The 15240-nt window shown below is 73.4% G+C and carries 6 protein-coding genes and 1 pseudogene; all 7 read right to left on the minus strand.

Annotation, left to right across the window (positions count from 1 at the left end; genetic code table 11):
- The coding region (locus AB0L74_RS26225; RefSeq protein WP_365657158.1) for a beta-ketoacyl synthase N-terminal-like domain-containing protein at positions 1–3927 on the minus strand (3927 nt) is incomplete at its 3' end.
- Positions 3928–4027: 100 nt separating this feature from the next.
- Positions 4028–4477, minus strand: coding sequence for a nuclear transport factor 2 family protein (locus tag AB0L74_RS26230; protein WP_365657161.1), 450 nt, complete (start codon positions 4475–4477; stop codon positions 4028–4030).
- Positions 4474–5346, minus strand: coding sequence for an SDR family oxidoreductase (locus tag AB0L74_RS26235; protein WP_365657168.1), 873 nt, complete (start codon positions 5344–5346; stop codon positions 4474–4476). Before AB0L74_RS26235 ends, AB0L74_RS26230 begins: the two co-directional genes overlap by 4 nt.
- A gap of 11 nt (positions 5347–5357) precedes the next feature.
- Positions 5358–6707 carry a short-chain dehydrogenase gene (locus AB0L74_RS26240; RefSeq protein WP_365657171.1) on the minus strand — a complete coding sequence of 450 codons (1350 nt, stop codon included), beginning with the start codon at positions 6705–6707 and terminating at the stop codon, positions 5358–5360.
- Entirely contained in the window at positions 6704–7888 is a 1185-nt protein-coding gene (locus tag AB0L74_RS26245; RefSeq protein ID WP_365657322.1) for an FAD-dependent monooxygenase, read from the minus strand. Before AB0L74_RS26245 ends, AB0L74_RS26240 begins: the two co-directional genes overlap by 4 nt.
- The gene (locus tag AB0L74_RS26250) at positions 7885–8949 is read right to left on the minus strand and encodes a non-ribosomal peptide synthetase (protein ID WP_365657325.1); all 1065 of its coding nucleotides are present in this window, start codon (positions 8947–8949) and stop codon (positions 7885–7887) included. Before AB0L74_RS26250 ends, AB0L74_RS26245 begins: the two co-directional genes overlap by 4 nt.
- A 313-nt stretch (positions 8950–9262) precedes the next feature.
- Positions 9263–15007: pseudogene (locus AB0L74_RS26255) on the minus strand (amino acid adenylation domain-containing protein); the annotation flags it as partial.
- Between the last annotated feature and the right edge of the window lie 233 nt (positions 15008–15240).

A 15240-nucleotide genomic window follows, 5' to 3' on the forward strand; every position in this document is an offset into this window, starting at 1 on the left:
GGACGCACCGTCCTGGTTCACCGCGCTGCCCCGCACCACAGCCCACACCCGGTGCCCACGCCGCAACGCGTCCGACAACCGCTCCACCACCAGCAGACCCACACCCTCGGACCAGCCCGTACCATCCGCGTCCGCGGAGAAGGCGCGGCACCGGCCGTCCGCGGACAGCCCCCGCTGACGGCTGAAATCCACGAACGTCGACGGCGTCGACATCACCGTCACCCCGCCCGCCAACGCCAGATCACACTCACCCAGCCGCAGCGCCTGACCCGCCAGATGCAACGCCACCAGCGACGACGAACACGCCGTGTCCACACTCACCGCGGGACCCTCGAACCCGAACACATACGCCAACCGGCCCGACGCCACACTGGTCGAGCGGCCGGTCAGCAGGTAGCCGTCGATGCCCTCGGTCGTGGACCCGCCCTGTCCCAGGCCAGTGGCGTAGTCGTTGTTCATGAGGCCGGTGAAGACGCCGGTGCGGCTGCCGCGCAGTGTCTGGGGGTTGATCCGGGCATGCTCCAGCGCCTCCCACCCGGTCTCCAGCAGCAGCCGCTGCTGCGGATCCATCGCCAGCGCCTCACGCGGACTGATCCCGAAGAACTCCGCGTCGAACTCCGCCGCACCCCCCAGAAAGCCTCCCTCACGGGCATACGACGTCCCCGCGTGCTCCGGATCCGGATGGAACAGACCCTCCAGATCCCAGCCCCGGTCCGTCGGGAACCCGGCCACCACATCCCGCCCCTCGGCCACCAAGCGCCACAGGTCATCGGGACCCTCGACACCACCCGGGAACCGGCACGCCATCCCCACGATCGCCAGCGGCTCATCCACCGCCGCCACCTCACCCACCACCGCCGCGGACACCCCGGCATCCCCCGACAGCGTGCGGCACAGATGGTCGACGAGCATGTCCACGGTGGGGTGGTCGAACAGCAGGCCGGACGGCAGGCGCAGGCCCGTCGCCGCCTCCAGCCGGTCGCGCATCTCGACGGCGCGCAGGGAGGTGAAGCCCCGGTCCTTGAACGTCTGGTGCGCTCCTCGGCCGTCACCGGGGCGCCGTTCCGGTTCGTCGTCCTCGCCCACCACCGCGGTGACGGCCGTCTCGACGAGGTCGCGTACGGCGGTCCGCAGGGCGTCTCCGCGCAGCCCTGCCAGCGGGTGCCCTCCCCCTGCCTCCTCGGCCTCCTCGGCCTCCGTCGGCCGCGCGGGCCCCGAGGCGAGTGACACCGCGCGATCCGGACGGGCCGTGGTGGCCAGCTGCGGCCAGTAGGAGCGTCGCTGGAAGGCGTACGTCGGCAGATCGCAGTCCGGGGTGCCGTGCGGGAGGACCGCGGACCAGTCGACGTCATGACCGGCGGTGAACAGGGCGGCCAGGGCGCTTGCCGCGCCGAGCGCGTCGGCGCGGTCGCGCTGGAGGGTCGTGATGACGACCGGCCTGCGCTCCTCGCCGTCCAGGCAGGTGCCGACGGCGGGAGCCAGGACGGGGCTCGGGGAGAGTTCCAGGTAGGTGGTGACACCCTCGGCGTGCAGGGTGCGCACCCCGTCGGCGAAACGGACGGTCGCCCTCACGTGGCGGACCCAGTACTCGGGGTCGGTGAGCTGGCCGGCGGCGGCCACGGTGCCGGTGACGTTGGAGACGACCGGGATGCGGGGCGGGGAGTAGGACAGGCGGCGGGCCACCGTGCGGAACTCGTCGAGGATGCCGTCCATGTGCGGGGAGTGGCCGGCGACGGTGACCGCCAGGCGCTTGGTCTTGCGTCCCCGGGAGCGCCACCGTGCGCACAGCTCGAGCACGGCGTCCTCGTCGCCGGAGATGACCGTGGAGTCGGGTGCGTTGACACCGGCGATGGACACGGCGGCGGAGAACTCGTCGAGGGCCGCCAGCACCTCCTCCTCCGAGGCCTCGACGGCGGCCATGGCGCCGCCGGCCGCGGACTGGATGAGCCGGGCGCGGGCGACGGCGAGTTCGCAGACGTCGGGCAGGGTGAGGACGCCGGCGATATGGGCCGCGGTCAGCTCGCCCATGGAGTGGCCGGTGAGGTGGGTGGGGCGCAGGCCCCAGCTCTCGTAGAGGCGGTAGAGGGCGACCTCGACGGCCAGCAGCGCGGGGAGGGCGAAGTCGGTGCGGTCGAGCAGCCGGGCTTCCGGGGTGTCCGGCTCGGCGAGGATCAACGGGCGGACGGGGCGTGGGAGACGGCGGTCGAGTTCGTCGCAGACGGCGTCGAAGGCGGCGGCGTACACCGGGTGGGTGGCGTACAGCTCGGCGCCCATGCCGGGGCGTTGGCTGCCTCCGCCGCCGAAGATCACGGCGAGGGGGGCCGGGCCGGCGGCCGGTGCGCCAGTGGTGACCAGGTGCGCGGAGGCGGTTCCCTCAGCGAGGGCGCGCAGACCGTCGAGGAGTTCCGCCCGGGTGGTGCCGACGGCGGCGGCCCGGTGGCGGAACGCGGTGCGGGTGAAGGCGAGGGCGTGGCCGACCTGGTCGGGGGTGGCCGAGGGGTCGGTGTCGGTGAGGTGGGTGTGCAGGCGGCCGGCCTGGGCGCGCAGGGCGGTCCCGGTACGGGCGGACACCGGCCAGACGCGCGGCAGACCGTCCGTCGCCGGTGCCGGGGCCGCCTCCGGGGCGGCCGGTGCCTCGGAGAGCACGACGTGGCAGTTGGTGCCCCCGATGCCCCACGAGTTGACGCCCGCGATCAGTTCCCGCTCGGGGTGGGGCCAGGGCCCGTGTTCGGTCCGCACGCGCAGGTGGTGGGCGTCCAGCCGGGCGTCGGGGTGGGGGCGGACGTGGTTGAGGGTGGGCGGCAGGGCGCGGTGGCGGAGGCTGAGGGCGACCTTGAGGAGGCCGACGATGCCCGCGGCGGCTTCGAGGTGGCCGAGATTGGTCTTCACGGAGCCGACCAGCAGGGGTCCGTCGGCGCGGCCGGCTCCGGCGGCGCGGCCGACCGCGCCTGCCTCGACGGGGTCGCCGACGGGGGTGCCGGTGCCGTGGAGTTCGACGTACTGGAGGTCGGTGGGGTCGACGGCGGCACGCCGGCAGGCGGCGAGGATCACGGCGCGCTGGGCGTCGGGGTCGGGGGTGGTGAGGCCGTCGGTGGCGCCGTCGTTGTTGACGGCGCTGCCGCGGATGACGCAGATCACCCGGTCCCCGTCGGTGAGGGCGGCACGCAGCGGCTTGAGGACGACGAGGGCGCCGCCCTCGCCACGCACGGTGCCGCCGGCGTCGGCGTCGAGGAGGCGGACGTGACCGTCGGGTGAGAGGGCGCCGAGCCGGCCCAGGGCGGCGGCGGACTCGGGGAGCAGGTTCAGGTTGACGCCCCCGACGAGGGCGAGCGTGGATTCGCCGCTGCGCAGGCTGGCGCAGGCGGCGTGCACGGCCACCAGGGAGGAGGACTGGGCGCTGTCGAGGGTGAGGCTGGGGCCGCGCAGGCCGAGAGCGTAGGAGACGCGGTTGGCGATGATGCCGCGGTGGGTGCCGGTGAGGCCGTACTGGCCGGCGACGCCGGGGCCGTGTCCGTGCAGCAGGCGGGACCAGTCGTCCCAGATCGCGCCGACGAAGACGCCGGTGCTGGAGCCGGCGAGCCGGTCGGGGACGACGCGGGCGTCCTCCAGCGCCTCCCAGGCGAGTTCGAGCACGAGGCGCTGCTGGGGGTCCATGGTGGCCGCCTCGGCGGGGCCGATGCCGAAGAAGGCGGCGTCGAAGCGGTCGACGTGGTCGAGGAAGGCTCCGTGGGAGAGGGCGGTCGCGTCGGCGGAACCGAGAGCGGCGGGGTCCCAGCGGTGGGCGGGGGTTTCGCCGACGGCCTCGACACCGTCGCGCAGCAGCCGCCAGAAGGCGGCCGGATCGTCGGCCCGCGGCAGCCGGCAGGACATGCCGATGACCGCGATGGGCTCGTCCGGGGTGGCAACGGTCCTGGTGGTGTCGCTCATGCCTGCCTTCGTCCCTCGTCGTTCGTGTCGCGGGTGTCTCGTGTCGCGCCGGTGCCCGGCGCCGCCTGGGTCGCGGTCGCCGGGCAGCCGGTGGCGGGGATCAGCCCTTGAGTGCTTGCAGCGCCTGGTTCCACGCCTCCTCGCCGCCCATCGCCGCCATGGGCAGCCAGGGGTTCCAGAAGTCGCGGTAGTGGGTGATCAGGCCGTTCTCGAAGCGGACGACGGAGAGGTAGTCCTGCCGGTACCGGCCTCCGGTGGCGAGCAGGGTGCAGTCGCCGGGGAACTCGGCGACGAGCACTCCCTCCGCGGTGACGGCGTGGAAGACGGGCTCGCCGTACTCGATCTTGAGCTGCTGCGGCATCACGGTCATCTGGGCGCGCAGCTGGTCCGCGCCGCGCATGACGGTGGGGAATCCGGGCGGGGCGTAGGCGAACTCCAGGACGCCGTCGGGGGCGAACAGCGCGATCCACTCCTCGACGCGGCCCTCCTGAAGCAACGCCAGGCTCGTGGTGAACGTCTCCTTGAGCTTGTCGGGCGCGGGGTTGGTCACAGGGTTCCTCCTGATGGGGTGACGAGGGAACGGAAGGCGCGGTCGAGCGCCGCGTCGGGCAGCAGCCGGGTGAGCACGCGGCCCGCCGCGGCGTCACGGCCGACGGCGTACCGGGTGCGCGGTCGCCGGTCGGACAGGGCGCGCAGCACGGTACGGGCGAAGTCCTCCGGGGTGGTCCTGCTGGTGCGCGCGCTGTGCTCGTTGCTCTTCAGGAAGCGCGGGAAGGTGTCCTGGTACAGCTCCCTCAACCGCTCGGGAGCGGCGTCGAGGATGCGTGTGCCGGTGTCGGACACCTTGTCCCAGATCGGGGTGAGGATGGCGCCGGGCTGGACGACGCTCACCCGGACACCGCTCGGGGCGACCTCCCGCCGCAGGGCGTCGCTGAACGCCTCCTTGGCCCACATGGCGGCGGCATAGGCGCCGAGGTAGGGGATGGCGACGTTGCCGAGTCCGGAGGTGACGTTGACGACGCGGCCTCCCGCGTCGCGCAGCAGCGGCAGGAAGGCCTGGGTGGTGGCGACCTGGCCGACGACGCTGGTCTCCAGCTGTCGCCGCAGGTCCTCCAGCGGCAGGCACTCCAGGGGCGCCGAAACGCAGATGCCGGCGTTGTTGACCAGTCCCCACAGGCCGGTGTCGCCCACCCTGTCGCGTACCACGTCCTCGGCGGCGGCGATCGACGCCGCGTCGGTGACGTCGAGGATGAGCTGTTCCACTCGGGGGCGGGGCGGCTCGCCGCCCGGTTGGCGCACCGCGGCGAAGACCCTGAAACCTGCTGCCGCCAGGTGCTCGGCACACGCCTTGCCCAGGCCTGAGGAGGCCCCGGTGACGACCACGGCGCGCCCGCGAGGGCTCGGGATTCGGGTGGGCATGAAGGCTCCTGTCAGGTGAGGGCGGCCAGCACGGCCTCGACGCTGGCGTCGGCCATGCGTGCGGCGCGGTCCCGGGGGACGGCCTGGTCCACGTGGGTGAAGTTCCAGGCCAGCCGGTCGTGGCTGGTGTTGACGGTGGCCACGAAGTACGCGTTCACCGACAGGCCCGTGACGAACTCGGCGTCGCTGACCTGCCACGGGCCGATCCGGTGGGGGAAGTCGAACCGGCCGAGGTTCGACAGGCACAGGGTGATGGGCCCCTTGTCCTGCATGAAGCGGAGGAACCGGTCGCTCTTGGCGACGGTTTTGGGTGCGACGAACCCCATGGTCGCGATGGCGGTGAGGTGTTCGCCGCGGTTGCGGCGGCGGGCGAGGTCGCGGCTGATGGCCCGGGCCATGGGCCACAGTGACTGCCCCGGCCGGTAGGCGACGACGGAGGGCACGGTGGCGACGTAGGTGCCCAGCTCGTCGTCCGTCACGGAGGGCTCCAGGGCCTCGCGGAAGGTGATCGGGGAGCCGATGGTGAGGTGGCCCGGTCCGGTGCCGGCGTCCTCGGCGACGGCGGTCACCATGGCCGCCGCCAGCAGTCCGTGGACCGTGGTGCGTTCGCGCTTGCAGGCCTGGGTGAGACCCTCGACCCCGGGCCCGTCGAGTTCGTGGTGGATCAGCCGTGTGGTGCGCTGCGGGAAGGGCACGCCGCGGCTCGGCTCCAGGCGGCTGGGCTTGAGCCGCCTGGCCGCCGACTGGTCGGCCAGCATCTGCGCGGCGACCTTGGCCGCCCCCTTCAGGCCCCGGTACTCCGGTGGCAGCAGTCCCTCGGGTCCTGGCAGGGCGCGCGCCGGTTCGTGTACCGCGCTCCCATCCGCGTCACCGGTCTGGCAGCGGGCAGCGAGGTGCAGCCACTGGCGCAGCAGGCTCAGCACGGTCGTCCCGTCGGCGACGCAGTGCGGGACGGTGATGATCAGATCGTGGACTTCGCCCCGTGAGATGGCGACGGCCCGGGCGAGCGGGCCGGTGGCCCAGTCGACGGGTTCGATGAACTCGTGCTCGTTCAGCTCGCGCTGCCAGCGCGGCTCCCCCGTCTCCTCGCCCTCGGGCACGCAGACGGTGCGCAGCGGGATGGGCCGTCCGGCGATCGGCACGAAGCGCGGCCTGCTGCCGTCGGCCTCGGCGTGGATGGCGGTCCGCAGCAGGGGGTGTCGGGCCTGGAGGGCGTCCAGGCCCTGGCCGAGCACCTCCTCGGGGAGACGTCCACGCACGCGGACGTGCCCGATGACGTTGAGCGGGGAGATCTGGTCACAGATCCAGTACCAGCGCTCCAGCGGGGTCAGCGGCCGTGCGGCCTCGGCGGCGGGCTTCACCGGTTCACCTCCGTGGCGAGGACGGCGTGGTAGTCGAGGAGTTCGATGTTCTGCTTGTCGAGCACCGAGCGCGGCGCGAAGGTGAAGAACAGCCGGCGCCCCAGCAGTCGGGGCCAGGACTCGGTCTGTTCCAGCGCGCTCAGGGAGCGGGCCGCGGCGACGGTCTTCCGGGTGCGGGGCAGCCGGGCGCGCTCGTAGGCACGCAGCGCGCCCGGCAGGTCGGTCGCACCCTCCAGGTGGCGGGCGAGGACGACGGCGTCCTCCATGGCGATGGCGGCGCCCTGGCCCAGGCTCGTCATCATCGGGTGGGCCGCGTCGCCGAGCAGGGTGACCCGGCCCTCGCCCCAGCGTTCCAGGAAGGGCCGGTCCCGGGCGGGGAAGGCGGTGATCTGGTCCTCGGGCGTGGCGCGGACGCACGCCACGACCTCCGGAGCCCAGCCGGCGTACGTCCGTTCGATCTCGTCTCGTGTGCCCTGCCAGTCACGGGCTCGCGCGGCGGGCATGTTCTTCGTGCCCCACCAGTACACCTGGCCCTTGCCGATGTTGGCGATGCCGAAGCGGCGGCCCCGGCCCCAGTAGTGGGCGCCGTACTGCTTCGGGATGGCGGGGTGGGACAGGTGCGGGGTGGCGACCCAGCAGATGTATCCGGGCTCGTAGGGCGTCTCGGGGCCGACCAGGGTGCGGCGGATCGCCGAGTCGAAGCCGTCCGCGCCGATCAGGACGTCGCCGCGGGCCTCGGTGCCGTCCGCGAAGAACACGCGCACGCCGTCGTCGTCGGCCTCGAAGCCGGTGGCCTGGGCGCCGAGCGTGAGGGGGACGTCCTTCACCGCTTCCAGCAGCGCACGCTGGAGTTCGGCGCGGTGCAGGCCGAAGCTGGGGGCGCCCAGGCGGTCGCAGATCTCCTTGAACTCCAGGGTCCGGATCAGCCTGCCCCGCTTGGTGCGGAAGTGCAGCCGCTCCAGGATCTCTGCGGTTTCCTCCAGCCTCAGATCGATACCGAGGGTCCGCAGGGCCAGTACCGCGTTCGACATCAGCGACAGCGCGCCGCCGACCGGCTTGAGTTCCCGCGCCCGTTCGTACACCTCGACGTCGACGCCGACGCCGCGCAGGGTGGCGGCGGCGGTGAGGCCGCCGATGCCGGCCCCGACGACCAGGGCGCGGACAGGGGGACGTGGCGTCACTTCGGTAGCCTCTCTTCCGTGAGGGCTCGGCCCACTTCCTGGACGTACGGTTCGTCGAGCAGCCTCAGATGGTCGCCCGGTACCTCGATCAGACGGACCTTGCCGCTGGTGAGGGTGGACCAGCCGTTGAGGGGGTCCCGGTGCAGGGTGCGGGCGGCGCCGTGCATGGGCTTGAGCGCGTCGGGCAGCTCCCCGGTGGCCTTGACGAGGGTGACGTCGAGCGGCAGGGGGCCCGGCTGGTAGTCGCGCAGCGCCGCCCAGTTGGCCTTGTAGACGCGGAACAGGCGGCGCACCGCCGAGCGGGCGGTGGCGGGTGCGAGGACGCCGGCGGCGGCCGCACGGTCGGCGATGAAGTCGAGGCGGTCCTCGTCGCTCCTCAGTGTGGCGGGGAGCGGTTCGACGGGGGCGTCGCCGCCGCGGTCGACCCAGATCAGCTCCCAGAAGAACCACTCGAGCATCGCTCGGTCGGCCACCTCGGGCCTCTCCCCCGGATCGGGCGCGATCGAGTCGAGCAGCACCAGCTGCTCCACCTGCCCCGTCCCCGAGGCGTGCAGTTGCCAGGCCATCTCGAAGGCGACGAAGCCGCCGAAGGACCAACCGGCCAGCCGGTAGGGGCCCTCCGGCTGGACCCGGCGGATCGCCTCCACATAGCCGCGGGCGATGCCGCTCATCGTCTCGACCGGCTCGGTCCCGGGCTCGGTGCCGGCCGCCTGGAGCGCGTACACCGGCTGGTCGGCGGGCAGGTGCCGGGCGAGCCGGACGTAGCACAGGACGTTGCCGCCGAGCGGGTGGACGAGGAAGAGCGGTCGCTCGGGTCCCTCGGTGCGGATCGGCACCACCGCGTCGAAGGCGGCGACGGCGTCCTGGGAGCGCAACCGTGCCGCCAGCGCCGCCACGGTCGGAGCGGTGGCGAACGCCGCGAGCGGGACACGCACCCCGAACCGCTTCTCCACGGCCACCATCAGCCGCATCGCGGTCAGCGAGGTGCCGCCGAGTTCGAAGAAGTCGTCGTCGACGCCGGGAGCCGGTATGCCGAGGAGTTCGCCCAGGATGTCCGCCACGGCACGCTCCTGGGCGTCCCGGGGTGCGGTGCGCCCGGCTGCGGGAGCGCTCTGGAGAGGACGGCGGCGCAGGACGGCGTCGTCGCGTTTGCCGCTGGGGGTGAGCGGCAGGGCGGGCAGCCAGGCGAGGCACCATGTGGTCGGGCAGGGCGGCCCGCAGCAGGCTGCGCACCTCGGCCAGATCGACCGTCTCCGGGGTGCCCACCAGGAACGCCGCCAGAGAGGAGTCGCCGTCGTCCCGGCGGCGGGCCACCACGGCGGCCTCCTCGATCCCCGGCTGGTCCAGTGCCCTGATGGCCAGCTCGACCTCGGCGGGTTCGACGCGGAAGCCCCGCACCTTCACCTGGTCGTCGGCGCGGCCCAGCCACACGACGTCCCCGCCGGGCAGGGTGCGGCCGAGGTCGCCGGTGCGGTAGAGCCGGGCCCCCCAGGGCGCGGTGACGAAGCGCTCGGCGGTCAGGTCCGGGCGCCCGAGGTAGCCCCGGCCGAGGCAGGCCCCGCCGAGCAGGATCTCCCCGCGCACCCCGGGCGGGACCGGCCGCAGCCGCTCGTCCAGCACATACATGTCCGTGCCGCCGATGGGCCGGCCGATCGGCGGCAGCGCGGGGAATCCCGCCGGGTCGCCGGTCATCACGTAGGAGCTCGCCAGGTTGGTCTCGGTCGGCCCGTACTGGTTCTCCAGGACCGTGCCGGGCAGGGCCGCGCAGAAGCGGCGGATCTCGTCGGTCACCCTCAGCTGCTCGCCCGAGGACACCAGCACCGACAGGTGCGACGGGCGCAGGCCCAGCTCCCCGGAGGCGTCCGCGAGCTGCTGGAGCGCGACGAACGGCAGGAAGGCCCGGCGTACGCGCTGCTCCTCCAGCAGTCGCAGCAGCGTCGACGGGTCGCGCCGGTCCGGCTCGGAGACCAGCACCAGGGTGCCGCCGCCGGCGAGGGTGGAGAAGATCTCCTGGAAGGACACGTCGAAGCTGAGCGGCGCGAACTGCAGCGTGCGGTCCCCCGCCGCCGCGGTGGCCGCGCCCAGCTGCCAGCGCACGTAGTTGGCCCACAGACGGTGCGGAAGCTCCACCCCCTTGGGCTCGCCGGAGGAGCCCGAGGTGAACAGCAGCAGGGCGGGGTCGTCGAGGCCGACCCGGCGCCGCGCGCCCGCCGTGGGCCCGTCGTCGCCGGGTCCCGCCAGGGCCAGCGACTCCACGGGCAGGAGCAGCGCCGGATCCGGTACGAGTCCGGCGTGCCGCGTGTGGGCGACGACCCGGAACGGCCGCGCCCGCTCGATCATGCGCGCCAGCCGCTCCGCCGGGTAGGACACGTCGAGCGGCAGACAGACCGCTCCGGCGCGCAGCACGCCCAGTACCACGGCGACCGTCTCCGGGGAGCGGTCCATCGCGATGCCCACCGGCGCTCCGGCCGGAGCGCCGAGCCCGGCCAGTTCCGCGGCGACCCGGTCGGCGGCCCGGTCCAGCCGCTCGTAGGTCCAGGTGACCGGGCCGAAGGTGACGGCCGCCGCGTCGGGCCGCAGCCGTATCCGCTCGTCGATGAGGGTGAGCACGTCCACCGGGTCGGGGAGCGCGGCGGGCGCGGGCAGCGGGTCCGTCAGGAAGGAGAAGTCGACGGTCTCGTCCGGCTGTTCGACCATACGGCCGAGGATCCGCTGGAAGACGGCGGCGAGCCGGTCGGCCTGCCCGGGGCTGAACGACCGGCCGTCGCAGTCGAACCTGAGCCGTATCGTCCGCCCGTCACGGGGATCCACGATCGCGTTGGCCAGCAGCGCGAGGTTGGTCTCCTCGTACGTGGCGAGGTCGAGCAGGGACAGCTTCCCGTGCCCGAGCACCGCCTCCAGGGTGTGCAGCCGTACGAAGTTGAAGGCGGTCTCGGTGACGGGGCCGCCCAGGTCGGTCTGGATGGCGCTGAGCGGGTAGGCCGAGTGCGGGAAGGACTCCTGTTCCTGCTGGACCACCGCGCGCACCACGTCGAGCCAGGAGCCGTCGGTCCTCTCCAGCTTCTCCAGCCGGAACGGCATGGTGTTCAGGAACAGCCCGGTCATGCCGTCGGCTCCGGCCACCTCGGGCCGGCCGTGGGTGACCAGTCCGGTGGTGACGTCCGGGGAGCCGGCGAGCAGCCGCAGCGTCAGGCAGTGCGCGGTGAACATCAGCAGCCGCGTCGGCACCGCGTACCGGCGGGTGAAGTCCTGGATGGCGCGGGCGAGTTCGCCGGGCAGCTCGACGTGCCGAACGATCAGCCCGGGTTCCCGGGGCGGCTCGTGCGGTACGTACGGATCGAGCCGGACGGGCTCGGCACCGGTCAGCAGCCGCTGCCAGTACGAGCGGTCGGCGGCCGACTCAAGGCGGGCGCGCTCGGAACGGACGTAGGCCGCGAAGGACGGCAGCGGTGTGTCGTCCACCGGCTCGACGCCGGCGCCCAGCCCGTGCAGGTAGTCCTGGAACAGCTCGCGGACCAGCACGGCCACGCTCCAGCCGTCCAGGATCGCGTGGTGGAAGCTGAGCACGAGATCCAGCCGTCCCGGGCGGACATGGGTCCGGAACTCGTACAGCGGCGGCCGCTCGAAGTCGTAGCGGTGGACGCGCCGTTCGGCCACGCAGGCGGCGATCGCGGCCTCCGCGTCGGCGTCGGTGACGTGGACGATCCGCAGACCGCCGGCCGCCTTTGCCCGTACCGTCTGGAGGGGCTCCGAGCAGCCGGTGAGGTCGAAGGCGGAGCGCAGGGCCGCGTGCCGGGCGACGAGGCGGTCGAAGGCGGCGCGGAAGACGGGCTCCTCCCAGTCGACGGCGTCCAGGGCGAAGGCGTAGTGGAAGACGTCGTGGTAGAGCGGGGAGCCGGCCTGTTCCCGGCTGTGGTAGATCATGCCGAGCTGGAGCCGGGTCACCGGGAAGGCGTCGACCAGGCCCACGTCGCTGAGCCGGGCCCGGTCGGCGCCCGTGACCAGCTCGAACGGCTGGGGCAGAGCGTCGGCACGCCCCGCGGTGGCATGCGGCGCCTGCGTGGCCACGGTGGTGTGGCGGACCATGTCGGCCAGCGTCAGGCCGAGCCCGCGCCGCTCGGCCGCCGCCCGGACCCTGAGCAGCAGCAGGGAGTCGCCCCCCAGCGCGAACCACTCGTCGTGGACGCCGACCCGTTCCACGCCCAGCGCCTCGGCCCACGCCTCGGCCAGGGCCCGCTCGACGTCCGTCGCGGGAGCGGCGTACGCGGCCGGCTCGCCGTCCGGCACGGGTGCGGGCAGGGCCGCGCGGTCCAGTTTGCCGTTGGGCGTCAGCGGGACGCGGTCGATCCGCACGAAGTGCGCCGGGATCATGAACTCCGGCAGGGCGGCGGCGAGCCGGGCACGGATCTCCGCGTCCTCGATCGGAGCATCGGCGACGTAGTACCCGACGAGCCGCACGCCGCCGCCCGGCGAGGGGCGGTCCGTGACGACCGCGGCCCGCACCGAGGGCAGCCGCGAGAGCCGGTGTTCGATCTCCCCGAGCTCCACCCGGTTGCCGCGGACCTTGACCTGCCGGTCGACGCGTCCCAGGAACTCCAGGGTGCCGTCGGCGAGCCGGCGGGCCAGGTCGCCGGTGCGGTACATCCGTTCCCCGGGCACGAACGGGTCGTGGGTGAACCGCTCGGCCGTCAGCTCGGGCCGGCCGAGGTAGCCGCGCGCCAGTCCGGCACCGGCGATGCACAGCTCGCCGGCGGCGCCCGCCGGCTGCGGGTCGCCGAACCGGTCCAGGACGTACAGCCGCAGGTTGTCGATCGGCCGCCCGATGGGCACCCGGTCGACGGGGGCGCCGTGGGGGCAGTCGTGGTACGAGACGTCGACGGTGGCCTCGGTGGGCCCGTAGAGGTTGGTCAGCTTCGGGCCGCCGGCGCCGAAGATCCGGTGGAAGGCGGCGACCTGCTCCGGCGGCAGCGCCTCCCCGCTGCAGAAGACCCGCCGCAGGGACGCGGCCTGCTCCCGCAGCTCGGGTTCGGCGCTGAGCAGTTCGAGGAAGGCTCCGAACATCGAGGGGACGAAGTGCAGCACCGTCACCCGCTCGGCGGCGATGGTGCGCAGCAGCTCCCGCGGGTCCTTCTCCGCGCCCGGCGGCAGCAGCGCGACGCGGGCGCCCGCGATGCCCCACCAGAACAGCTCCCAGACGGACACGTCGAACGCGATCGGTGTCTTGTGCAGGATCACGTCGTCCGCACCGATGGGGTAGCGGCGCTGCATCCAGGTGAGCCGGTTCACGACGGCCCGGTGTTCGACCATGACGCCCTTGGGCCGGCCCGTGGAGCCCGAGGTGTAGATGACGTAGGCGAGGTCGTCCGGGCCGGCGGGGGCGGACGGGGGCGGCAGCGGGCCGGCGGGTGCGGGTTCCTCGTCCACGCGTCGGACCACGACCCCGGCCGGCACGTCCAGCGGCGGCGCCCCCGGTCCCGTCAGCACCGTGCGGGCCCCGCTGTCCTGGAGGACGTAGGCGATCCGTTCGGGCGGGTAGCCGGCGTCGACAGGCACATAGGCGGCCCCCGCCTTCAGCACGGCCAGGACGGCGACCACGGTGTGCCGCGACCGTTGGAGGAGCACGGCGACCCGGTCGCCCGGGGCCACTTTGTCGGCGCGCAGGGCCGCCGCGAGTCGCTCGGCGCGGGCGTCCAGGTCGGAGTAGTCGAGATGGATGCCGGTGGCGGCCTCGACCAGGGCGGTGCGCCCCGGGGTGCGCGCGGCCTGGACGGCGAACAGGGCGTGCAGCGTCCGGTCGTCCGGGAAGGAGCGGTCCGTGGCGTTGACCTCGTGGACCACCGCGGCGCGCTCGGCGTCGTCCAGCATCGGGACGGCGGCGACGGCGCGGTCCGGGTCCTCCAGCGCGCCGAGCAGCAGGGTGCGCACATGGCGGGCGAGCGCCTCGATGGGGAAGTCGGCGTCGAACACGTCGGTGGCGTAGTCGAGGTCCACGACGACCTCGCCGGTGCCGCCCTGCTCGTTGACGACTATGGCGAGGGCGTCCTGGTCGTGGGCCTTGGTGGCGCCCGACGACTCGACCCGCAGGCCGGGCAGCGGCCTGCCCTGCGGCCACTGCGCGTACGACAGCGTCACGTCGAAGACCTGGCGGGAGTGGCCGGGCCGGTCGCCGAGCAGGTCGCCGAAGGCGAGCCGCTCGTGCCGCTGGAGCTCGCGGGTGTCGCGCTGCACGGCGGCGACCAGGTCCCGCCAGGGCACGTCCGCGCCCACCTCGACCACGAGAGGCAGGGTGTTGGCGAACTGACCCACCGCGCGTCGCTCGTCCTTGCCCCTGCGGTTGAACAGCGGCGCGCCGAGGACCACCGTCGCGGCCCCGTGCACGCGTGACAGGTAGACGGCGAACGCGGCCGCGAGGAACGCGAACGGCGTCTCGCCTCGCTCCCTGACGCGCTCGGTCAGCTCGCCCGGCAGCGTGAAGGAGTAACGCCGGCTGCGTCGCGCTCCGGCCGGCGCGCGACGCGGGAACAGAGCGGGCTCGACCGCGTCCAGCGTCCGGCGGAAGAACTCCCGGTCCTCGGCGTGCTGAGCCGAGGAGCGATAGCGCCGCTCGTCCGCGACGCAGGCCGCGAAGCTCGGCGGTTCGGCCGCCCGTAGGCCCGCGTAATCCCGCCTGACCTGGTCGAAGAACAGGTGCAGCCCCCAGGCGTCGGTGATCAGGTGGTGCGCCGAGAGAAAGACCCGGACGGCGGTGGCTCCCTCCTTGAGCAGCGCCGGCCGGCTCGGCGGCCCGTCGTGCAGGTCGAAGGGCCGTAAGGATTCGGCGGCGATCCACGCCTCACAGCTCGCCCGGGGGTCGGCGTCGCCGGAGAAATCCACCACCTGGACCTCGGGCGGTGATCCGTCGGTCCGCTGAAACGGAGTGCCGTCCCGCTCCTCGAACCGCAGCCGAAAGGCGTCGTTGGCCCGCACCGTGCGCCGCAGCGCGGCCAGCAGCCGATCGTGATCGATTTCCCCGCTAAATCGCTGACTCAGGTGGATCGTGAACTGCGGACTGCTGGGAAACAGCTCGTGCGCCACCCAGATATCGCGCTGATAAGCTGTCAAAGGAATGGACTCTGTCACGGATTGCCCTCAGCTCCCGGAGTCGGCCGCCGTTCAGCGGTGATGAACTCTGCCTGGCACGTCGGACTCCATCCAGAAATTCAGCAGCCTGGTAGCCGCAGTACCAGCCACGGCAATTCCCCACAGCGTGTACCGGGTTGATCGGGTGACCCCGTGGGCGGCACGAAGTCCGCGGACTTTTTTCCGAGCGGCCGTAGCGGAATACAGGCACGGTCGGCAAGAATCTCCGAGCG

Source organism: Streptomyces sp. NPDC052020 (assembly GCF_040680575.1).
GTDB lineage: Bacteria > Actinomycetota > Actinomycetes > Streptomycetales > Streptomycetaceae > Streptomyces.